Annotated in this window: 18 protein-coding genes and 2 tRNA genes; 12 read left to right on the top strand and 8 right to left on the bottom strand. The window is 70.1% G+C overall.

What is annotated here, in order from left to right; translation table 11 throughout:
• Positions 1 to 204 precede the first annotated feature (204 nt).
• Positions 205 to 1,851: a phosphoglucomutase (alpha-D-glucose-1,6-bisphosphate-dependent) gene (pgm, locus tag J2X55_RS00240; protein WP_115917148.1), complete on the bottom strand. Its 1,647-nt coding sequence runs from the start codon at positions 1,849 to 1,851 to the stop codon at positions 205 to 207.
• Between the two features lie 101 nt (positions 1,852 to 1,952).
• Between pgm and pheA the strand changes: the two genes are divergently transcribed.
• Complete coding sequence (pheA, locus tag J2X55_RS00235; RefSeq protein WP_309821354.1) at positions 1,953 to 2,915, top strand: prephenate dehydratase; 963 nt, start codon at positions 1,953 to 1,955, stop codon at positions 2,913 to 2,915.
• A 238-nt stretch (positions 2,916 to 3,153) separates the two neighbouring features.
• Here pheA and J2X55_RS00230 read toward each other — a convergent pair whose 3' ends face one another.
• Entirely contained in the window at positions 3,154 to 4,191 is a 1,038-nt protein-coding gene (locus J2X55_RS00230; RefSeq protein ID WP_210111296.1) for an LLM class flavin-dependent oxidoreductase, read from the bottom strand.
• A 108-nt stretch (positions 4,192 to 4,299) separates the two neighbouring features.
• Between J2X55_RS00230 and J2X55_RS00225 the strand changes: the two genes are divergently transcribed.
• From J2X55_RS00225 to J2X55_RS00215, 3 genes are all read left to right on the top strand, one after another.
• The gene (locus tag J2X55_RS00225; protein WP_181906414.1) at positions 4,300 to 4,578 is read left to right on the top strand and encodes a hypothetical protein; all 279 of its coding nucleotides are present in this window, start codon (positions 4,300 to 4,302) and stop codon (positions 4,576 to 4,578) included.
• A gap of 121 nt (positions 4,579 to 4,699) precedes the next feature.
• Positions 4,700 to 5,122: an Asp23/Gls24 family envelope stress response protein gene (locus J2X55_RS00220; protein ID WP_115917156.1), complete on the top strand. Its 423-nt coding sequence runs from the start codon at positions 4,700 to 4,702 to the stop codon at positions 5,120 to 5,122.
• A gap of 124 nt (positions 5,123 to 5,246) precedes the next feature.
• Positions 5,247 to 5,657, top strand: coding sequence for a hypothetical protein (locus J2X55_RS00215; protein ID WP_115917158.1), 411 nt, complete (start codon positions 5,247 to 5,249; stop codon positions 5,655 to 5,657).
• 1 nt (position 5,658) lies between these two features.
• Here the strand turns inward: J2X55_RS00215 and J2X55_RS00210 are convergent, their stop codons facing one another.
• Positions 5,659 to 7,029 (bottom strand): deoxyribodipyrimidine photo-lyase, encoded by a 1,371-nt coding sequence (locus J2X55_RS00210; protein ID WP_309821351.1) that lies wholly within the window; start codon positions 7,027 to 7,029, stop codon positions 5,659 to 5,661.
• Between the two features lie 171 nt (positions 7,030 to 7,200).
• Positions 7,201 to 8,490 carry a diacylglycerol kinase family protein gene (locus tag J2X55_RS00205; RefSeq protein WP_309821349.1) on the bottom strand — a complete coding sequence of 430 codons (1,290 nt, stop codon included), beginning with the start codon at positions 8,488 to 8,490 and terminating at the stop codon, positions 7,201 to 7,203.
• Positions 8,491 to 8,667: 177 nt separating this feature from the next.
• On the opposite strand from J2X55_RS00205, the gene serS reads away from it, so the two are divergent.
• Together serS and J2X55_RS00195 are read left to right on the top strand one after the other, a co-directional pair.
• Positions 8,668 to 9,933, top strand: coding sequence for a serine--tRNA ligase (serS, locus tag J2X55_RS00200; protein WP_115917164.1), 1,266 nt, complete (start codon positions 8,668 to 8,670; stop codon positions 9,931 to 9,933).
• Entirely contained in the window at positions 9,930 to 10,829 is a 900-nt protein-coding gene (locus J2X55_RS00195) for an HAD family hydrolase (protein ID WP_309821346.1), read from the top strand. The genes serS and J2X55_RS00195 overlap by 4 nt, the downstream gene beginning before the upstream one ends.
• Positions 10,830 to 10,889: 60 nt before the next feature.
• Here the strand turns inward: J2X55_RS00195 and J2X55_RS00190 are convergent, their stop codons facing one another.
• Positions 10,890 to 11,180, bottom strand: coding sequence for a PLDc N-terminal domain-containing protein (locus J2X55_RS00190; RefSeq protein ID WP_115917166.1), 291 nt, complete (start codon positions 11,178 to 11,180; stop codon positions 10,890 to 10,892).
• 129 nt (positions 11,181 to 11,309) lie between these two features.
• Positions 11,310 to 12,569 carry a DUF2254 domain-containing protein gene (locus J2X55_RS00185; protein WP_309821343.1) on the bottom strand — a complete coding sequence of 420 codons (1,260 nt, stop codon included), beginning with the start codon at positions 12,567 to 12,569 and terminating at the stop codon, positions 11,310 to 11,312.
• Positions 12,570 to 12,798: 229 nt separating this feature from the next.
• On the opposite strand from J2X55_RS00185, the gene J2X55_RS00180 reads away from it, so the two are divergent.
• From J2X55_RS00180 to J2X55_RS00155, 6 genes are all read left to right on the top strand, one after another.
• A complete protein-coding gene (locus J2X55_RS00180; protein ID WP_115917170.1) occupies positions 12,799 to 13,545 on the top strand; it encodes a cohesin domain-containing protein in 747 nt (248 codons plus the stop codon).
• Between the two features lie 41 nt (positions 13,546 to 13,586).
• Positions 13,587 to 15,410 carry an amidase family protein gene (locus J2X55_RS00175; protein ID WP_309821341.1) on the top strand — a complete coding sequence of 608 codons (1,824 nt, stop codon included), beginning with the start codon at positions 13,587 to 13,589 and terminating at the stop codon, positions 15,408 to 15,410.
• Between the two features lie 102 nt (positions 15,411 to 15,512).
• Positions 15,513 to 15,600: transfer RNA gene (locus J2X55_RS00170), tRNA-Ser, on the top strand.
• A gap of 186 nt (positions 15,601 to 15,786) precedes the next feature.
• Positions 15,787 to 16,137, top strand: coding sequence for a hypothetical protein (locus J2X55_RS00165; RefSeq protein WP_309821339.1), 351 nt, complete (start codon positions 15,787 to 15,789; stop codon positions 16,135 to 16,137).
• Positions 16,138 to 16,324: 187 nt separating this feature from the next.
• The gene (locus J2X55_RS00160) at positions 16,325 to 17,614 is read left to right on the top strand and encodes an LCP family protein (protein WP_309821337.1); all 1,290 of its coding nucleotides are present in this window, start codon (positions 16,325 to 16,327) and stop codon (positions 17,612 to 17,614) included.
• Between the two features lie 95 nt (positions 17,615 to 17,709).
• Positions 17,710 to 17,798, top strand: a tRNA-Ser gene (locus J2X55_RS00155).
• Between the two features lie 53 nt (positions 17,799 to 17,851).
• Here J2X55_RS00155 and J2X55_RS00150 read toward each other — a convergent pair.
• Together J2X55_RS00150 and J2X55_RS00145 are read right to left on the bottom strand one after the other, a co-directional pair.
• A complete protein-coding gene (locus J2X55_RS00150; protein WP_309821335.1) occupies positions 17,852 to 18,583 on the bottom strand; it encodes an FAD-binding oxidoreductase in 732 nt (243 codons plus the stop codon).
• Positions 18,580 to 19,170 carry a molybdopterin-dependent oxidoreductase gene (locus tag J2X55_RS00145; protein ID WP_210111284.1) on the bottom strand — a complete coding sequence of 197 codons (591 nt, stop codon included), beginning with the start codon at positions 19,168 to 19,170 and terminating at the stop codon, positions 18,580 to 18,582. The genes J2X55_RS00150 and J2X55_RS00145 overlap by 4 nt, the downstream gene beginning before the upstream one ends.
• Positions 19,171 to 19,302: the final 132 nt, after the last annotated feature.

Here is a 19,302-nt window from a genome sequence, read left to right as displayed (position 1 = left end):
CCTTCCGGTCGCAAAACCCGCGCATAAACGCGATCCGCGCGCATAAACGCGTGCTCCTCGTGTTTCTGTGTGCGGATGCCGTTTGTGCGGGACCCGCCCGGCGCGCCCCGACCTGCACTCACGCGGTGCACCCCTGCACATGCCCAGCTTCAAGCGAAAGCGGCGCCACCCCTCGGGGCGACGCCGCTTCCGGCTGCGAAATACTCAGGCCTGGCCGAGCGCGGCCGAGACCACGGCCCGCGCCTCTTCCTGCACCGCGCGCAGGTGCTCTTCGCCGCGGAGCGACTCGCCGTACAGCTTGTAGACGTCCTCGGTGCCGGAGGGGCGAGCGGCGAACCACGCCGACTCGGTCTGCACCTTAAGCCCGCCGATCGCCGCACCGTTGCCGGGGGCGTGTGAGAGCTTCGCGGTGATCGGCTCGCCCGCGAGCTCGGTGGCGGTCACGGCATCCGGAGACAGCTTCGACAGCGCGGACTTCTGCGCGGGGGTCGCCGGGGCATCGACGCGCTGGTACGCCGAGGCGCCGAACTCACTCTCGAGCTCCGCGTAGCGCTGCGAGGGCGTCTTACCCGTCACCGCGAGGATCTCGGCGGCGAGCAGGCAGAGCAGGATGCCGTCCTTGTCGGTGGTCCAGACGGTTCCGTCCTTGCGCAGGAACGACGCTCCGGCCGATTCCTCGCCGCCGAAGGCGACGGAGCCGTCGAGCAGGCCCGGGACGAACCACTTGAAGCCGACGGGCACCTCGAGCAGCGTCTTGCCGAGCGAGGCCGCCACGCGATCGATGATCATCGACGACACGAGCGTCTTGCCCACGGCGGCGTCGGCGGGCCAGTTCGGACGGTGCGAGAACAGGTAGTCGATCGCGACGGCGAGGTAGTGGTTGGGGTTCATCAGCCCCGCATCGGGAGTGACGATGCCGTGGCGGTCGGCGTCGGCGTCGTTGCCCGTGAGGATGTCGTAGTCGGCGCGGGCGGCGACCAGCGAGGCCATCGCCGACGGCGACGACGGATCCATGCGGATCTTCTCGTCCCAGTCGAGCGTCATGAACTTCCACGTCGGGTCGACCTCGGGGTTCACGACGGTGAGGTCGAGCCCGTACACCTCGGCGATGAGCGCCCAGTACTCGACCGACGCCCCGCCCAGCGGGTCGGCGCCGATGCGGACGCCCGCGTTCTTGATGGCATCGACATCGATGATGGATGCCAGATCCCGCACGTACGCGTCGCGGAAGTCGTACTGGCCCAGGCCGTCGAGGTCGATGTCGGCGTGGCGGGTGCGGTGCACGCCCTCGAGGCCCGCCGCGATCAGCTCGTTGGCGCGGTCGGCGATCCAGCCCGTGGCATCGGTGTCGGCGGGGCCGCCGTGCGGCGGGTTGTACTTGAAGCCGCCGTCGCGCGGGGGGTTGTGCGAGGGCGTCACGACGATGCCGTCGGCGCGACCCGGGTCGTCGGTCGCCCGGTCGCGGTTGTAGGTGAGGATGGCGTGGCTGAGCGCCGGGGTCGGCACCCAGGCGTCGCGGGCGTCGACGCGCACGTCGACACCGTTCGCGACGAGCACCTCGATGGCGCTGCGCTCGGCCGGCAGCGACAGCCCGTGGGTGTCACGACCGAGGAAGAGCGGCCCGGTGATCCCCTGTGCGGCGCGGTAGTCGACGATCGCCTGGGTCGTTGCGAGGATGTGGTCCTCGTTAAAGCTGGTGCTCAGCGACGAACCGCGGTGGCCGCTGGTGCCGAAGGCGACGCGCTGCTCGGGCACCGTGGCATCCGGTTTGCGGTCGTAGTACGCCGCGATCAGTTCGTCGATGTCGATGAGATCGGATGCCTCTGCGGGCTGCCCTGCGCGACTGCTCATGCGTCCAGTCTGCCCGCTCCCTCTGACATGCGCACACGTCGTGACGCATTCTGAGCGAATCCGTCGATGGGCGGCCTCGGTGACGCGACTAGGCTGAGCCGGTGCTGCCCGACACAGACTCCGCGCCCGCCCGCCGTACCTACAGCTACCTGGGGCCGGCGGGAACCTTCACCGAGGCCGCGCTCGCCCAGGTCCCCGAGGCGCGCGATCAGATCTGGCGTCCGGTCCGCAACGTCGGCGAGGCGCTCGCCGACGTGGTCGAGGGGCGATCGGATGCCGCGATGATCGCCATCGAGAACTCCGTCGACGGCGGCGTCTCCACCGCGCAGGACGCCCTGGCCACCGTGCCGGGGCTGCGCATCGTGGGCGAGTACCTCGTCCCCGTGAACTTCGTGCTCGTCGCACGCCCCGGTGCGACCCTCGCGGACGTGTCGCTGATCGCCGCGCACCCCGTGGCGTACGGGCAGTGCCTCAAGTGGCTGAGCGAGAACGTCCCCGCGCACGCCCACCTGCCGGCCGAGAGCAATGTCGCGAGCGCCCTCGGCGTCCTCGACGGTTCGAGCACCGCCGATGCGGCGATCGCCGCCCCCGGCATCGTCGCCCATCACGACGTGACGGTGCTCGCCGAGAGCATCGGCGACAACCCCAACGCGGTGACCCGCTTCGTCCTCGTCAGCCGCACGGTCGCTCCCGCGCCTCCCACCGGCGCCGACAAGACCTCGCTCATCGTCGAGCTGCCCGAGGATCACCCGGGTGCCCTGCTGGAGCTGCTCGAGCAGTTCGCGACGCGCGGGATCAACCTGAGCCTGTTGGCATCCCGCCCCATCGGCGATGCCCTCGGCCGCTACCGCTTCGTCATCGACGCCGACGGGCACGTTCTCGACGAGCGCATGGCCGACGCGCTGCTGGGCCTTCGCCGGTTCAGCCCCAAGGTGATCTTCCTCGGGTCGTACGCCCGCGCCGACCGAGCGATCGTCCGCTACCCGCAGCGCTACAGCGACGACGTCTTCGTCGAGGCGCGCGATTGGCTGCGGGGCCTGCTGAGCGGCGAGCCCGAGGCCTGACGGCCGGTTCGGCCGCTGCGCCGTCGCCGGCGGGCCGTCGTGCGGAGTTCTCGTTCGACACGCCGTTCCCGGATGCCGTGACTCGGCGTGTCGTCGACGATCTCCGCCGCACGGCTCGCCCCGCCCCGCCCCCGCCCCCGGGCCGTCGTGCGGAGGTCTCATTCGACACGCCGCTGCCGGATGCCGTGACTCGGCGTGTCGTCGACGACCTCCGCGTCACGGCCCGTCCCGCCGCGTGTCAGGCCGCGACGGTCGCGGGGGCCGCGATCAGCTCGAGCGTCTGCGCGCGCCCCTCGGACGTCTCGCCCTCGTACGCCCCGGCGACGGGAGACACCATGATCTCGTCGACCCCGTGCTGCGCGGCGAAGGCGCTGAGCTGCGAGCGCACGTCGTCGCCGGTGCCGACGAACCACTTCTGCCGGGTCGAGGCCATGATCGACTCGGTCATCGCGTCGAACGGGTCGGCCTGGGCCGCCTCGATCGTCTCGAGCGGCGTCAGAGGGCGGTTGGTGCGCAAGCGCGCCATCATGCGCAGCTGCGGGATCGCGCGCTCCTCGGCCTCTTCGGCGGTGGGCGCGGCGACGACGTTCGCCGTGACGAAGGTGCGGGGGCCCTCGCCGGACTCGTTCGGCACGAACTGGTCGCGGTAGAGACGCAGGGCGTGCTCGAGGCCCTCGCCGGCGAAGTGGTTGGCGAAGACGTACGGCAGGCCGAAGCTCGCCGCGAGCTGCGCGGAGTAGTCGCTGGACCCGAGCAGCCAGACCTGGGGCATTCCGGATGCCGCGGGCGTGGCCTTCACCTGATACTCGGTGCCCGAGGTGAAACGCACGGTGGCGCCCTCGGGTGAGGTGAGCGCCATGATGTCGGTGACGTGATCGGGGAAGCGCGAGACGTCGCTCGTGGTGCCCGAGCGGTTCAACAGCTGGGTGATCACGGGGTCGCTGCCGGGGGCCCGGCCGATACCGAGATCGATCCGGCCGGGGGCGAGGGCCTCGAGGGCCGCGAATTGCTCGGCGACGATGAGCGGCGAGTGGTTGGGCAGCATGACGCCGCCCGAGCCGACGCGGATGCGCGCCGTGCGCGCGGCCGCCGCAGCGATCAGCACCGGGGGAGTGGTGGATGCCACGGAGGGCATGTTGTGGTGTTCGGCGAACCAGTAGCGGCGGTAGCCGAGACGGTCGGCGCGCTCGACGAGGTCGAGGGCCGCACTCACCGCCTGCGCGCTGGTCTGTCCCCCGCGGACGGGGACGAGGTCGAGAACGGAGAGGGAGGGCATGGCGTCGTTCACCCTCGGATAAACGCCGCGGAGACGCGCGATATTCCTCCGAGTCGACGGCTGCAACCCCCCAACGCTCTTGGATCGATGCGCCCTACCCTGCCCGGCATGAGTGACTCCGAAACCATGGTGCGGACGCAGATCAGCGTCGACGGCAGCACGTTCTTCCTCTCTCAGGGTCAAGACCTGGCCGGTCTGCAGAAACGCATCGAAGAAGCCGTGCGATCCGGCGGCCGATTCGAGTCGTTCGTCGTCGTCGGCAACCGCGTGATGTCCGTGCTCTTCACTGCTCGCTCCCGCGTCGTGGTTTCCGTCGAAACGGTGCAATACGACCCGCGCGACACGGGAGACGCGGGGGATCCCTACGGGGGCTTCCTCGACAGCTGAGCTTCACGGCATCCGTCCTCAGCTTTCTCTCAGCAAGTCGGCGTGACGAATGCGCCGCCCGTCGCGTCTCATCTGTGACATCGCGGGACACACGGTCCCGGAACGACGGAAGGAAGCGCACATGGCCGAGAACACCACGACCGCCACGACCACCCCCGCCAAGAAGGACGGCGGCTCGACCGTCATCGTCGACGCCGTCGTCGCCAAGGTCGCCGGCATCGCCGCGGCCGAGGTCCCCGGCGTCCACGCCCTCGGCGGCGGAGCGGCCCGCGTGATCGGCAACATCCGCCAAGCTGTGGGCGCGAAGGACCACGCCCAGGGCGTCAGCGTCGAGGTCGGCGAGACCGAGGTCGCCGCCGACATCGCGATCCAGGTGGACTACCCCGAGCAGCTGCAGCGCGTGGCCTCGGACGTCCGCTCGGCCGTGCACCAGGCCATCACCGAGCTCGTGGGCATGAAGGTCGCCGAGATCAACGTGACCGTCGTCGACGTCTTCATCCCGGGCGACGACGAGGACGACGCCGACGAGCAGCGCGTCAACTGACACCCGTCTCGTAAAGGGGCGTCACCGTGAGGTGGCGCCCCTTTCGCATGCCCGGGTGCCGGGCACCCGTCCACCGTGGAACTCGGGGCGTCCTGTCTCTAGGCTGACCCGCGGGGGGAAAGACATGGCATGGATCAATTCGACATCCGTCGGTGCGCTGACGCTCCTGGGCGTCGCCACGATGGGCATCGTTCCGACGTCCGCGGGGCTCGACGCCGGCGCTGAGCTTCCGTGCCGGGCGGTGTTCTCGCCCATCGCGGGTGCGGACCTGACCGACGGTCTGGTCGACGATCAACGCCGGGTCGTCGACGAATGGCTCGAGGCGCGCGCCGCCGACCCCGTCACCAGCGATGACCTGGCTCGGGCGGCAACGCACGCCGCATCGCTGTGTGGAGAAGCCCAGCGAACCCGCTCCGTCTGGATGATCCTCACCGCGGTGTTCGGCATCGCGATCGCCTTCGGGTTGCGCGGCTGGGGCACGTCCGGCGTTCCTTCGGACCCCCGCGACAGCTCGACAGCTACCCCGGAGGGATGACTCAGCCCCCGTGCCGCACGTGCGCGTATGCGTCGAGCGCGCGCTTGCGGGTCTCGCTGAGGTCGACCATCGGCTCGGGCGGGTTGTCGCCGAGATATTCGGGCGCCCATTCGCGCACGTACTGATCGTGGGAGTCGAACTTCTTGCGTTGCGTCTCGGGATTGAACACGCGGAAGTAGGGAGCAGCATCTGCGCCGGATCCCGCGACCCACTGCCAGTTGAAGGGGTTGCTCGCGGCATCCGCATCGACGAGGCAATCCCAGAACCACTGCTCTCCGTGACGCCAGTCGATCAGGAGGTTCTTGATGAGGAAGGATGCCGTGACCATCCGCACGCGGTTGTGCATGACGCCGGTGTGCCAGAGCTGACGCATCCCGGCATCCACCACCGCGACCCCCGTCTTGCCCTGCTGCCAGGTCTCCAGATGCGACCGGTTCAGCTTCGGCCAGGGGAAGTCGTCGAAGTTCCGGCGCCAGTTCACCGTCGCGATGTCGGGGGAGTGGTAGGTCACGTGCCACGCGAACTCGCGCCAGACGAGCTCGGAGAGGAAGCCGCTCGCGCTCTTCGCGTGCTCGCCGGATCCGCGGTGCGCGATCGTCTCGTGCCACACCTGGTACGGGCTCACCTCGCCCCAGCGCAGCCGAGGCGAGAGGTTCGAGGTGGCGCCTCCCGCGAACTCGTCGCGGTACGTCGAGTAGTCCCCGAGATCGTCGTCGAGGAACTCCGTGAGCCGCGCCTTCGCCGCCGGCTCACCCGGCTCCCACGTGTCGCGGAGTCCGCCGGCCCAGTCGGGCTTCGTGGGGAGGAGATCCCAGGCCGTCAGGTCATCGCCGTCGACGGCGCCGGAGAAGCCCGGGACCTTGCGCGCCTCGGGCATCGGCGGTCGCGGGGCGGGAAGTTTCTGCACCGCGCGCGAGAAGGGACTGTAGACGCCGTACGGCTTGTCGGCCTGCGTGCGCACGGTCCACGGTTCGTACAGCAGGTTGGCGGCGAACGAGGCGACGGTGACCCCGCCGTCGCGGAGCTTCTCTTTGATGCCCGCGTCGATCTCGCGCTCGACCCCGCCGTAACGGCGGTTCCAGAACACCGCGCCCGCACCGATCTCGTCGACGACGGCCGGAACCACCTCGGACGCCTTGCCCCGGCGCAGCACGAGCGACGACCCGCGTTCCTCGAGGCGCTCGCCGAGGGATGCCAGCGATCCGTGCAACCACCATCTCGCCGCCCCGCCGATCGCGCGGACGCCGTCGGACTCCTCGTCGAGCACGTACAGCGCGACGATGGGCTCGTCGCGGTCGAGGGCCGCGCGAAGCGCCGGGTTGTCGGTCAGGCGCAGGTCGTCACGAAACCAGACGATCGAAGGTGAGGCCATTCCCCGACGCTATCCACCGCGGCATCCCGCCCTCCGGGCTTGACACCCGCCGTGCGGTCGCGCTGCCCGCCGCGCGGCGGAACCGGCGACATCACGTGACCTCGCCGACGCCACGCGCCGTGGCGCGTGCGCTCGGCCAGATCACGTGATCCGGCGCGAACCGGGCCTGCGTCAGAGCTTCGAGACGTCGTGGCCCTTCGGCAGGGCCACCGTGAGCCCGCCCTCGACGATGCGGGTGTAGATGCGCGTCGCTTCGCCGAACTCGTCGCCGTCCAACTCGATGGGCTGCGCGGGACTCGTGGCCAGCTCGATACCCGTTCCACGGAGGTACCGCACCGAGGAGTCCTTGCGGCGCTCGAGCACGCGGCGGCCGGCGCGGAACTTGCGGAGCACCGAGTTGTCCCACACGATGCTCCGCCACACGCCCAGCCAGCCCAGCACACCGCTCGGCTGCAGGACGGCCACATCGAGACGACCGTCGGCGATCGACGCCTCGGGGATCAGCGCCACGCCGCCCTGCAGGGCGCCGCAGTTCGCGAACAGCACGCTGTGCACCTTCGCCGAGTGCAGGCGGTGTCCGTCCAGCTGGTACATGACCCGGAAGGGCTTCGCCGAGACGAGCGACCGTGCCGCCCCGTCGACGTAGGCGACCCAGCCGACCTGCTTCTTCAGGTCGTCTCGCGTGTTCTGGATCATGGCGGCGTCCAGGCCGATGCCGGCCATGACCGAGAACCCGTGCTCCTCGACCTCGCCGTCGACGCGCCGGATGCGGGCGATCCCGGTGTCGATGGGGAGGACGTCGCCGTCGAAGGTGGCGCGGATCATCGCGTCGGTGTCGGTCAGCGGAAGGTTCAGGTTGCGGGCGAGCAGGTTGCCCGTGCCGCTCGGCACGATCGTGAGGGGGACGCCCGACGAGGTCAGCGCCTCGGCCACCGCGCGCACCGTCCCGTCTCCGCCGGCGACGACGACGGCATCCACCTTCTCCGCGAGGGCGGCGCGGGTGGCGTCGTCGCCGAGGTCGTCGACGGTCGTCTCGTAGAACAGAGGCTCGGCCCAGCCGGCCTCGGCGGCCAGCTCGGCGACCCGCGCGCGGAGCTGCTCCGGCTCGACCTTGGTGGGGTTGTAGACGAGGGCTGCGCGCTTCTTCTCGGTCGACTCGGCATCCATGGGCGCTTCGTCGCCCTCGGCGTCGACGCGCTGGGTCTTGCCCGGCGTCTCTTCCGAGGTGTCGGGGTCGACGTCCTCGGGCTGGTGGATGACGTCGTCGGGCTCGGCCGCGTCCTTCGGGTCGGGCACGTCCTTGCGTGGGCGGTCGCCGACGTCGTCACTCAGACGGGCAGCGTGGAAGTGGTCATCCGACCCCTCGGCGGCCGCGGCATCCGCCTTCACCTCGGCGGGGGCATCGGCGGGGACGGTTTCGGGGGCGTCCGCGTCGTCACGCGGCTCGTCAGGGGCGGCCATGGCATCCACCATAGGACCGCGGTCGATCCCGCCACCCGCTGGCGCGGCGGGGTTGACGAGGGGATGCCGAAGGCTCATGCGCCACGGGGATCGCCCCGGCGTTCCGCGGCCCGGCGCCGACCGCGCGGGCTCGCGGAAGCGAAGGATCCGGCCCGTCGGCGACCATAGGATGGACGCGTGATCGACCTGACTCTGCTGCGTGAAGATCCCGAGCTCGTGAAGCGCTCCCAGATCGCCCGCGGGGAGTCGCCGGATTCGGTGGACGAGGCCCTCGCCGCCGACCGCGACCGCCGCGCCGCCATCACTGCGTTCGAAGAGCTGCGTGCCGCGCAGAACGCTCACGGCAAGCGCGTCGCCCAGGCGCCCAAAGACGAGAAGGCCGCGCTCGTGGCCGAGGCGAAAGAGCTCAGCGAGCGCGTCAAGGCCGCCCAGCACGCCGTCGCCGAGGCCGAGGCCGCCGCCGACGCCGCCGTCGGCAAGATCGAGAACATCGTCCTCGAGGGAGTCCCCTCGGGCGGTGAAGAGAACTTCGTCACGCTCCGCACGCACGGCGAGATCCCCACGTACGACTTCGAGCCGCTCGACCACCTCGCCCTCGGTGAGAAGCTCGGCGCGATCGACATGGAGCGCGGCACGAAGGTCTCGGGCAGCCGCTTCTACTTCCTCACCGGTATCGGTGCGCGCCTCGAGCTCGCGCTCATGACCCTCGCTCTCGACCGCGCGCTGCAGGCCGGCTTCACCCCGATGATTCCTCCGACGCTCGTTCGCCCCGAGGTCATGCGCGGCACCGGCTTCCTCGGCCAGCACGCCGACGAGGTGTACCACCTCGACAAAGAGGACCTCTACCTCGTGGGAACGAGCGAGGTCCCTCTCGCCGGGTACCACATGGACGAGATCCTCGACCTGGAGCGCGGCGCGAAGCGCTACGCCGGATGGTCCACCTGCTACCGCAGCGAGGCGGGCTCGTACGGCAAGGACACCCGCGGCATCATCCGCGTGCACCAGTTCAACAAGCTCGAGATGTTCGTCTACACCGATCCGGCCGACGCCGAGGCTGAGCATGAGCGCCTCGTCGCCATGCAGGAGGGCATGCTGCAGGACCTCGGTCTCGCCTACCGCCTGATCGACGTCGCCGCGGGCGACCTTGGCTCGAGCGCCGCGCGCAAGTTCGACATCGAGGCGTGGGTTCCCACGCAGGGTGCCTATCGCGAGCTCACCAGCACCTCGAACTGCACGACCTACCAAGCCCGTCGGCTCGACACGCGTTTTCGCCCCGACGGTGGGAAGACGCAGCCGGTCGCCACGCTCAACGGCACCCTGGCGACGACGCGATGGATCGTCGCCCTGTTCGAGACGCACCAGCGCGCCGACGGGTCGGTGACGGTGCCCGAGGTGCTGCGACCGTACCTCGGCGGACTCGAGGTCATGGAGCCGATCGCGTGACCGACGAGGCCGCCTTCCCCCAGACCGGTGCCGTCGAGAGCGCGCCGAAGCAGGAGGCGGCCGATCTGGTCGCCGACCTCGCCGACGAGGCGACCGCGGGGCGCATGCTGATCGCTCTCGACATCGACGGCACGGTCCTGCTCGAGGACGACTCGCTCAGCCCGGGCGTCGCCGAGGCGGCGGCGCGCGCCCAGCACGCCGGTCACGAGGTCATGCTCGCCACGGGCCGCAGCTGGGACAGCACCCGCCCGATCATGGATCGCCTCGGCATCCGTCCCGAGTACGCGGTCTGCTCCAACGGCGCGATCGTGATGCGTCGGGTCGGACACGCCGACGCCGCCGAGTACGAGCGCGCTCACGTCGAGACATTCGACCCCACAGAGGTGCTGACGCTGCTCGGCGAACACCTGCCCGATGCGCACTTCCTCGTCGAATTGCCCGACGGCTCGCGGCTGTTCACCGACTACCTCGACGACTGGAACCTTCAGGGTGCGAACAAGGTGTCGTTCGACGAGCTCTCGCTGCAGCCGGTCTGCCGGGTGGTCGTGGTGGCGCCCGAACAGACCGACCAGGATTTTCTCGAGCTCGTCGAGCGCATCGGCCTCAGCCAGGTGTCGTACGCGATCGGGTGGACCGCGTGGCTCGACATCGCCCCACAGGGCGTGGACAAGTCCACCGCCCTCGAGCTCGTGCGCGGCTGGCTCGGCATCGCGCCCGAGAACGTGCTGGTGATGGGCGACGGCCGCAACGACATCGAGATGATGCAGTGGGCGGTCCGCAACGGCGGCCGCGCGGTCGCGATGCACCAGGGTCCGCCCGAGGTGCATGCCGCGGCGGGCGAGGTCGGTCTCTCGGTCACCGAGGGCGGCGTCGCCGCGATCCTGCGCTCGCTCTGACGCGACGCGGCTGGTCCGCGCGGCGCGTGGCCGACCCGCGCGGACCCGCGCCCGGCCGGGTCAGACCCGTGCGGAGCCGCCGGCGACGTGCGCGGCGCGATCGGCGAGGTACGCGGTGCGATCGACGACGGTCACGGGGCGGTGCGCCGCCCGGTGGTCGGCGACGCGCGCCGCTTCCCACGCGACGAGTCCGACCGGCGGCAGCAGCAGAAGGGCGGTCGCCCAGGCGGCCTTGAGGCCGGGGGATGCCTGCGGGTCGCGGACGGCGACGATCGCGGCGAAGACGGATGCCGCGTAGATGAGCGCGAACACGGCGAGAACGACCTGTGCTGACAGCGTGGTGACGAGCATGATGACCTCCTCTACTCGAACGGCCCGGTGGGTCGTGGGGTGATGTTCTCGGTCTACGCCGGTCGCCGGGGCGGTTCAATCCTTTCGCCCGGGTGCGTAGCGAATCCATAGCTGCGGCGTATGCGGCACTCAGAGACCGCGCGGAGCCCATGCCCCTCGTGCGGCGGCACGAAGGGTGCGCGCGTCGGAGCGGTCCAAGGCGCGCCGACTGCGCTCGAGGGCCGCGCGGGCGGCATCCCGGAAGACCTCCGCCCGGTCGGGAGCGGATGCCGCGAGCGAGGCGAGGCATTTCTGCAGGCGCACCTGCACCTCGACGTCGGCGGCCCCATCACGCGCGAGCGGCCGGAAGGCGTCGTCGACCAGGTCGGCGAGGCGCGGCGCGGGGACGAACACCCGCTCGAACGCGACGGACGGATCGGTCTCGACGGCGAACGCTCGGGAGAACACCCGATGCAGGGCCGCGATCACCTCGATCGCCGTCCCCGGGTCGTTCGTGGCGGCCGAGAGCGCGCGGCTGCCGATCTCGGTGAGGGCGATGACGCCGAAGCGCGGATCCTGCTCGAACGTCCGGTGGTGTTCGATGCGGAATGCCCGGCGCACCGTCGTCTCGACGGTGTCGTCGACCCGGCCGACGACGAGGGCGACGGGGACACGGGCATCGGCGATGCGTCCCGGTGTGGCGTGCACGTGCACCTCGAGATCGTGCTGGCGGGCGACGCGGTCGAGTCCCGCGACGTTGACGTGAGTGACGTAGCCCACCTCAGTGGCATGCACGGCGACGGCTCCCGAGGGCGCCGCGATCGAGGCGCGAGCCCCCAGCGTCGGCCGTTCCGCGTGCCACTCGAGGGAGGCCGTGGCAGCCTTCTCCACGCGGTCGATGACGTCGGCCATCCGCCCGAAGGTCGAGAGGTGCGAGATCCATCGCAGCAGGGTGAAGACGACGATCCCGATGACGACCAGCGTGCTGACGAACAGGATCGCCCGCCCCTGGGGGTGGTAGTAACCCGTCGACAGCGCGACGATCCCGACGAGCGAGAAGGTGAAGGCGCCGACGAAGGTCGACACGGCGTTCTGCGAGGTCGTGTCCGCGATCAGAAGGGGCGTCGATCGAGGTGTCGCCGTGGTCGTCGCCGACGAGAACGCCGTGACCATCGCCGTCACCGAGAAGGTGCTCACGGTGAGCATCGCGGTCGCGATGATCTGCAGCAGCGAGCCCACGGCATCCTGGCCCAGCTCCAGACCGAACTCGAACGGCAGCAGTGGCCCGAGCAGACCCGCTGCGAGGGCGACGATCACCCCGATGACGGTGAACAGCGCCGCGCGCACCCATACCTGCCTGCCGAGTCGGAGGAAGAAGGATGCCAGGGGGCTGCGGGTCGTCAAGGCCATGCCCCGACGCTATCCGGCGTACTGTGCCGGAGCCCGGGGCTGGACCGTGACCTCGGGCGGCTGAAAACGGCCTCTCATTCGCTTATGGATATGCGATGGAAATGTGCCGCAACTTGTCCGACATGCCGCTCTGGCAGGGTCGGGTCGCCCCCCACGACCGACGGACGCCGAGAGGCCCACGCGGATCCCGGTCGTGCTCGTTCCATCACCCGAGGAGCTTGACCCACGCATGACTGCCCACAGCCCCGCCTCACGCCCGAGATCGGCACGCCGTCTCGGCGCCGCCCTCGTGGCGGCCCTCGCCCTTTTCGGGCCGCTGGCCGCCGCGTCCGCGGCGCATGCCGCCCCTCCTACCGCGACCCTCTCGCTCGAGATCGACCCGGCCGAGGTCACCGCGGGTGACCCGTTCGTCGTGACCGTCACGGGTGCGGCGGTGAGCGACCTCTACTCCTACGACCTGGAGCTCACCTACGACCCCGCTCTCGTCGAGCCCGCCACCGACGCGCCCACCGGTCCCGCGGGCGGCTTCACCTCGACCGTCACGGGGCCCGGCACGCTGACCGTCTCGCACACGCGCCTCGGCACCTCGCCCGGGCTGTCGGGCACGAGCGATGTCGTCCTGGCATCCATCCCCCTCCGTTCGCTCGCGGCAGGGTCGGCCCTCGTCCAGCTGTCGTCAGTGCGTCTGGTGTCGTCGACCGGAGAGGTCGTGACGGCGAACGACGTGGCATCCGGAACCGTCGTGATCGCGGCCGTCCCCGTTCCCGAGCCGCAGCCGTCCGACCCGTCGTCGCCGTCGCCCTCGGTGTCCGCGTCGGCCACGGCCACCCCGGCGCCCGCCGCCCAGGGCCCGAACGACCTCGCGACGACGGGCGTCGACGCGACCCCGTGGTTCGTCTCCGGCGCCCTCGGTGTCGCCCTCCTCGCCGGAGGCACGTTGCTCGTGCTCCGCCGTCGTCAGGCGGTGCGCGAATGACCGCGTCCCGCTCGTCCGTCCCGTTTCGCGAAGGATCCGTCATGACCCCCCTGGCCCGCCGTGTTCTGGCCGTGTCCGCTTCGCTCGGTGTCGTCGTCGCCGGGGCCATCGTCGCCCCGGCCGCGGCCCTCGCCGCCCCCGCCCCGTCTCCCGCGGCCGCTCCCTTCCTCGCGCCGTACTACACCGAGCTCGACGTCACGGGCGATGCGCAGGTGACCACGGCCGACCTCGAGGCCCTGGCCCCGTACGTGGGAACGACCTCGAGCGATGCCAGATGGGCGGATGCCGCGCGGTTCGACCTCGACGACGACGGTGCCGTGACGGCATCCGATCTGGCCCTGCTGTCGGAGCGCATCATCTACGACGACGGCCCCTTCCAGATCGTCGAGGCCGACGCGGTGGCGATGCAGGCGGCGATGAACGCCGGGGTCATCACCTCGGTGTCGCTGACGCAGCAGTACCTCGACCGCATCGCGGCCTACGACAAGGTCGTGCGTCCCGCGGGTGTGCGCCCGCTCAACTCGATCATCTCGACGAGCGAGGTCGCGCTCAAGGCCGCCGCGGCCGCCGACGCGATCCGCGCTGAGAAGGGCATGACGGGGATGCTGCTCGGCATCCCGGTGGCTCTGAAAGACAACTACAACACCGTCGACATGCCCACCACCGCCGGCTGCGGCTGTTGGAACGGCAACCAGACCTCGACCGACGCCACGATGGTGAAGGGTCTGCGCGCCGACGGAGCGGTCATCGTCGCCAAGGCGTCGATGGACGAGTTCGCGATCAACCTGTCGTCGCAGTGGTCGGCCTTCCAGCCCAACGGAACGGCGCTGACCGTCTCGAGCCCCTACGACACCACCCAGACCTCCGGCGGCTCGAGCGGAGGAACGGGAGCGGCCATCGCGGCCAACCTCGCCGGCATCGGCTTCGGCACCGACACCGGTGGGTCGATCCGCATCCCCTCGACGTACAACCAGCTCGTGGGCGTGCGTCCGACGGTCGGTCTCGCCAGCCGCGACGGCATCGTGCCGCTCGCGCTCTCGCAGGATACCGGCGGTCCGATCGCCCGTTCTGTTCAGGATGCCGCCATCGCCCTCGACGCCGTCGTCGGCGAAGACGCAGGTGACCCCGTCACCGCGCGTCAGGCCGGCAAGGTGCCGGAGACGTACACGTCGTACCTCGACAGCGGGTCGCTGAAGGGCAAGAGGATCGGCTATCTGACGACGATGCTCGGCTCGAACCCGATCACGCAGCGTCTCTTCGCCGACGCGAAGGCCGCGATGGAGGCGCAGGGCGCGACGGTCGTCGCGCTCACGCCGCCCGACGGCTTCTCGGCCATCGTGGGCGAGGGCAGCGGCAGCGGGCCCGAGTTCAACCACGACCTGCAGAACTACATCAACGCCTACCTGAACCCGTCGGTGAGCGCACGGAGCCTGCTCGCGATCTCGCAGTCGCCGAACATCGTCCCCGGCCGCGCGAACAGCCCCTACGGCCAGCGCGCCGCCATCACCGAGTCGGCTTACCAGGCCTGGGCCGGTCCGCAGGGATCGCACACCCTGCAGCTCGCCAAGGGCAAGCAGATCATGACGGCCTTCATGGACGACCAGAAGCTGGATGCCGTGGTCTACCCGACCGGCAACCCCTACGGCACCATCGGGACCAACATGCGCCTGAGCCCCAACACGGGTCTGCCGGCCGTCACGGTGCCCATGGGCCAGGGGCTGTCGACCGAGGCTTCGACCGGGGGAGTGAACCTCGAGTTCCTCGGCCGCGACTTCGCCGAGGGCCCGCTCCTGGGCCTTGCCTACGGCTTCGAGCAGGCCACCCACGCCCGCACGACGCCCGCCCTGTACGGCCCGCTGGGGTGAGCTCGCACGGCGGCCCCGGGTGCGATTCGCCCGGGGTCGTCGCTGCGGCCTCTCCTCACCGTGCGGCGCCGCGTTCGCGGCTCGGTAGACTCGGTGCGTTCAGGAGGGTTGTCCGAGCGGCCGATGGACCTGGTCTTGAAAACCAGTGGGCAGCAATGTCCCGTGGGTTCGAATCCCACACCCTCCGCCACACGTGCCGTGTTCGAACCCCGTCCAAGCGAGAGTTTGGGCGGGGTTTCGGCTTGACGTCGCGGTCGCCGGCACAAGCGCGACCTCGCGGACGTTCATCCCCGTTGTCATGACCGACTCGTCGAGATGCCGATGACGGTGAGCACCGCCACCCTCTCAGGCCCCGCCAGAAGAATCCGAGAAGCCGATGGCTAGCAGCGCGCTCCCCGAAATCCATCTCCCCATGATTCGGGATGATGCGGGAGACCTCACCGCTCATCTGTCGATCTCCGGCGCACGCCAGTACGTCGAGGCAGCCGACGTCGAAGATGGCGTGTATGAGGCCTTCGACGCCACCGGTCGCCGCCTACGCCTCTATGTCGACGGGGAGGTCGTGCGTATGGTCCCGGCCACCGATGCAGAGCCTGATGAGGGCGAACTTCGGCGGCGGCTCATCTCCTTCTTCGAGCGACTGAGTCGCACTCGCCCCGAGTGGGGCGTTGCGGGCGAGCCATCACTGCAACATCTCGTGGATCGATTGCTGACGCTTCAGGCCTGACGTCCTGCGCGTCCCCGGGTGGGCTTTCCCGTCTCGCGCCCTGAGCCGCTCCGCGCAAACCCACAGCGAAACGCCCGATCCTCACGGCATTCACAGATCGCGGTCCCTAGTATTACCCCGACCTCTCGCCGATCCGTCGAGGTCGACGTGCTGCCGGGCCGGTGGCATCCGTCTCGAAAGGACCCGAGTGAGCAAGACCTCCACCCCGCGCCGTCAGCGAACCGTCGCGCGCCACGGGCGACTCACGTCGCCGGGCCCTCTGTCCCAGCTTTTCCGCGGTGTGGCCATCACCCTCGCCGTGCTCCTCGTCTCGGGCGGCGCCGTCCTGGCGTACGCCGCGGTCGACCTCACCCAGAGCTTCACCGCCGACGCCGTCGAGCTGAAGGGCCAGCCGGCCGTTCCGCCCGACCTCGGTGAACTCAAGGGAGGTGTCAACATGCTCCTCGTCGGTACGGACGAGTGCGAGCCGAGTTTCGCCGAGCTGTTCGGCGACCGTTGCACCGGCGCCGACTCCGAGGGCAGCCTCAACGACGTCAACATGCTGGTGCACATTTCCGACGCGCCGCGTCGCGTCACGGTCATCTCGTTCCCGCGCGACCTCATGGTGCCGATTCCCTCGTGCACCGACAAAGACGGCAACGAGACCTCCGCGATGAGCAAGCAGCAGATCAACTCCGCCTTCTCTTACGGCGGCCTCTCGTGCGTCGTGCAGACGGTCTCGGAGTTGAGCGGTCTCGAGATCCCCTTCGCCGCGAAGGTGAGCTTTGGCGGCGTGATCAACATCACCGACGCGATCGGTGGCGTCGACGTCTGCATCGCCAACGGCATCAAGGACCGCTACACCGGCATCGACTGGCCCGCCGGCATGCGCACCGTCCAGGGCCTGGACGCCCTGCAGTTCCTCCGTACGCGTCACGGTGTCGGCGACGGCGGCGATCTCGGTCGCATCTCGAACCAGCAGCAGTACATGTCGCGACTGGCCAACAAGCTCAAGAGCCAAGACGTGCTGTCGAACCCGGCGACGCTGTACAAGCTCGCCTCCACGGCGCTGCGCAACGTCGACCCGTCGACGTCGCTGACGAACCCGCTGACGCTCGTACAGATCGCCTCCGCGGTCAAGGACGTGCCGTTCAACGAAATCGTGTTCATCCAGTACCCGACGTACACCGACCCCTCGAACGCCAACCGCGTCGTGCCCGACCGCACCGACGCCGAGGCGCTGTGGGCTGCCCTCGCGGCGAACCAGCCCCTCGAGCTGTCGGGCAACCTGAGCGACGGGGACGGCGTGGTCGTGGACGCGAACGCGACGCCCGCTCCCACACAGACGCCCGCCCCGGTCGACACCGCCAGCCCGGCGCCGACCGAAACGGCTCAGGCTTCGCCCGCGCCCACGTCGGACGCGATCCAGCTGCCCAGCGGCATCGCCGGACAGACCGCCGCGCAGGCGACCTGCTCGAACGGAAACGCCCGCGGTTGAGCCTCGCCGCCCGGCATGTCGAACGTGGTTCGAATGCCGGGCGGCATCCGGTTAGTATGGACCGGTGTGCTCGCGCCGTCAGGCGTCGAACACCTGGAGACGTCGCATAGTCAGGCCTAGTGCACCACCCTGCTAAGGTGGAGTCCCCGTAAGGGGACCGAGGGTTCAAATCCCTCCGTCTCCGCAGAAAAAGCCCCGGTTCGCCGGGGCTTTTCTGCTGCCCGGGGCCGCTGCCGGTCAGGCGCCTCCGAACCGCTCCGTCCTCACGCGGACGGGGTCGTGCCCGGCGTCGATGAGCCATCCCGCGACGGCCTCGACGAAGGGGGTGGGGCCGCACACGTAGATGTGCGGGCGCTCGAGCGGCGAGAACACGGCGTTCCGCAGGCGTTCAGGGGTCAACCGACCGGGCTGCTCTGGCCATGCGGGCGGGGTGCGGCGGGTGTAGACGGTGTCGAGACGTAAGCGATCGTCGGCGAGGGCGGATAGCTCGTCGGCGAAGAAGACATCCTCCGGGGAACGCACCGAATACAGCAGGCGGAACGGCGCGGGGTCGTCGCTCGCCGCGTGCGCCGACACCATCGCGAAGAGGGGCACGACGCCCGAGCCTCCGGCGATCAGTTGCACGGGTGAGGGGTCGTCGGAGGGATGCCAGATGAAGAACGCTCCGAGGGGGCCGTGCACCTCGATCTGGTCTCCCGCGCGGAGGTCGTGCACGAGGAAGGGCGACACCTCTCCCTCGGGCACCTCGTCGACGGCGAGGACGAGACGCGTGTCCGCGCCCGACGAGGCCAGGGAGTACGAACGGGACGCCTGGTAGCCGTCGGGCGCCGTCAGGCGGACGTCGACGTGAGCGCCCGCGTCATTGCCGGGCCAGGTGGGCACCTCGAGCTCGATGCGGCGCGCCGTCGTGGTCTCGGGGCGCGAGTCGACGACGGTTGCGACGTGCCAGGCGGGGGAGCGGCGGGTCACCCGTAGCGCTCTTCCCGCCACGGGTCGCCGTGCGAGTGGTACCCGTTCTGCTCCCAGAACCCGGGTTTGTCGCTCGGCATCGTGACAAGTCCCTGCACCCACTTCGCGCTCTTCCAGAAGTACAGGTGGGGCACGAGCAACCGTGCGGGTCCCCCGTGCTCGGGGGTGAGCGGTGCGCCGTCGGCTTCGAAGGCGATCCAGCTCTTGCCACCGAGCAGATCGTCGAGCGCGATGTTCGTCGTATAGCCGCCGAAGGAGTGGACCATCGCGTAGCGGTGCGAGGTCTCGACCTCGGCGAACAAACGGTCGAGCGAGACCCCACGCCACGGCATGTCGAGCTTGGTCCAGTGCGTGACGCAGTGGATGTCGACGGTGATGTCCTCCACCCCGAGCGCCTCGAGTTCGGCGCGGGTCCAGCGGTGCACGCCGTTCTCGGTGCCGATCGCGAACTCCCACGTGTCGTCGGCGACGACGGGTGTGGGGCCGGCCGACAGGACGGGCCAATCGCCGACGAGCGACTGGCCCGGAGGGAGGCGGGGGTCGCGCTCCCGCCGGCGGCCCGAGAACCCGCGCGTGATGAACGACATGAAACCCCCTGCAGATCGCGTTGGCCTCACCCTAACCCGCCCTCCGTCCGGCGGGACGAGAACGACCTGGCGCCCCAGAATGTCCTCCGCGCGCACGATCTCCTCCCCGCGCGAAGGGACTCCGCGCGCCGC

The sequence above is a fragment of the Microbacterium sp. 1154 genome (genome assembly GCF_031455375.1).
In the GTDB taxonomy this organism is placed as follows: Bacteria; Actinomycetota; Actinomycetes; order Actinomycetales; family Microbacteriaceae; genus Microbacterium.
This window is presented reverse-complemented; position numbering and strand designations above follow the sequence as displayed.

Bases quoted from the DNA above. Each gene is read 5' to 3' on its own strand.
- J2X55_RS00190 (WP_115917166.1), bottom strand. From the start codon at position 11,180: ATGCTCGTCACCACGCTGTCAGCACAGGTCGTTCTCGCCGTGTTCGCG.
- J2X55_RS00180 (WP_115917170.1), top strand. From the start codon at position 12,799: ATGACTGCCCACAGCCCCGCCTCACGCCCGAGATCGGCACGCCGTCTC.
- J2X55_RS00175 (WP_309821341.1), top strand. From the start codon at position 13,587: ATGACCCCCCTGGCCCGCCGTGTTCTGGCCGTGTCCGCTTCGCTCGGT.
- pgm (WP_115917148.1), bottom strand. From the start codon at position 1,851: ATGAGCAGTCGCGCAGGGCAGCCCGCAGAGGCATCCGATCTCATCGAC.
- J2X55_RS00165 (WP_309821339.1), top strand. From the start codon at position 15,787: ATGGCTAGCAGCGCGCTCCCCGAAATCCATCTCCCCATGATTCGGGAT.
- J2X55_RS00185 (WP_309821343.1), bottom strand. From the start codon at position 12,569: ATGGCCTTGACGACCCGCAGCCCCCTGGCATCCTTCTTCCTCCGACTC.
- J2X55_RS00205 (WP_309821349.1), bottom strand. From the start codon at position 8,490: ATGGCCGCCCCTGACGAGCCGCGTGACGACGCGGACGCCCCCGAAACC.
- J2X55_RS00220 (WP_115917156.1), top strand. From the start codon at position 4,700: ATGGCCGAGAACACCACGACCGCCACGACCACCCCCGCCAAGAAGGAC.
- J2X55_RS00210 (WP_309821351.1), bottom strand. From the start codon at position 7,029: ATGGCCTCACCTTCGATCGTCTGGTTTCGTGACGACCTGCGCCTGACC.
- J2X55_RS00230 (WP_210111296.1), bottom strand. From the start codon at position 4,191: ATGCCCTCCCTCTCCGTTCTCGACCTCGTCCCCGTCCGCGGGGGACAG.
- J2X55_RS00215 (WP_115917158.1), top strand. From the start codon at position 5,247: ATGGCATGGATCAATTCGACATCCGTCGGTGCGCTGACGCTCCTGGGC.
- J2X55_RS00225 (WP_181906414.1), top strand. From the start codon at position 4,300: ATGAGTGACTCCGAAACCATGGTGCGGACGCAGATCAGCGTCGACGGC.
- J2X55_RS00145 (WP_210111284.1), bottom strand. From the start codon at position 19,170: ATGTCGTTCATCACGCGCGGGTTCTCGGGCCGCCGGCGGGAGCGCGAC.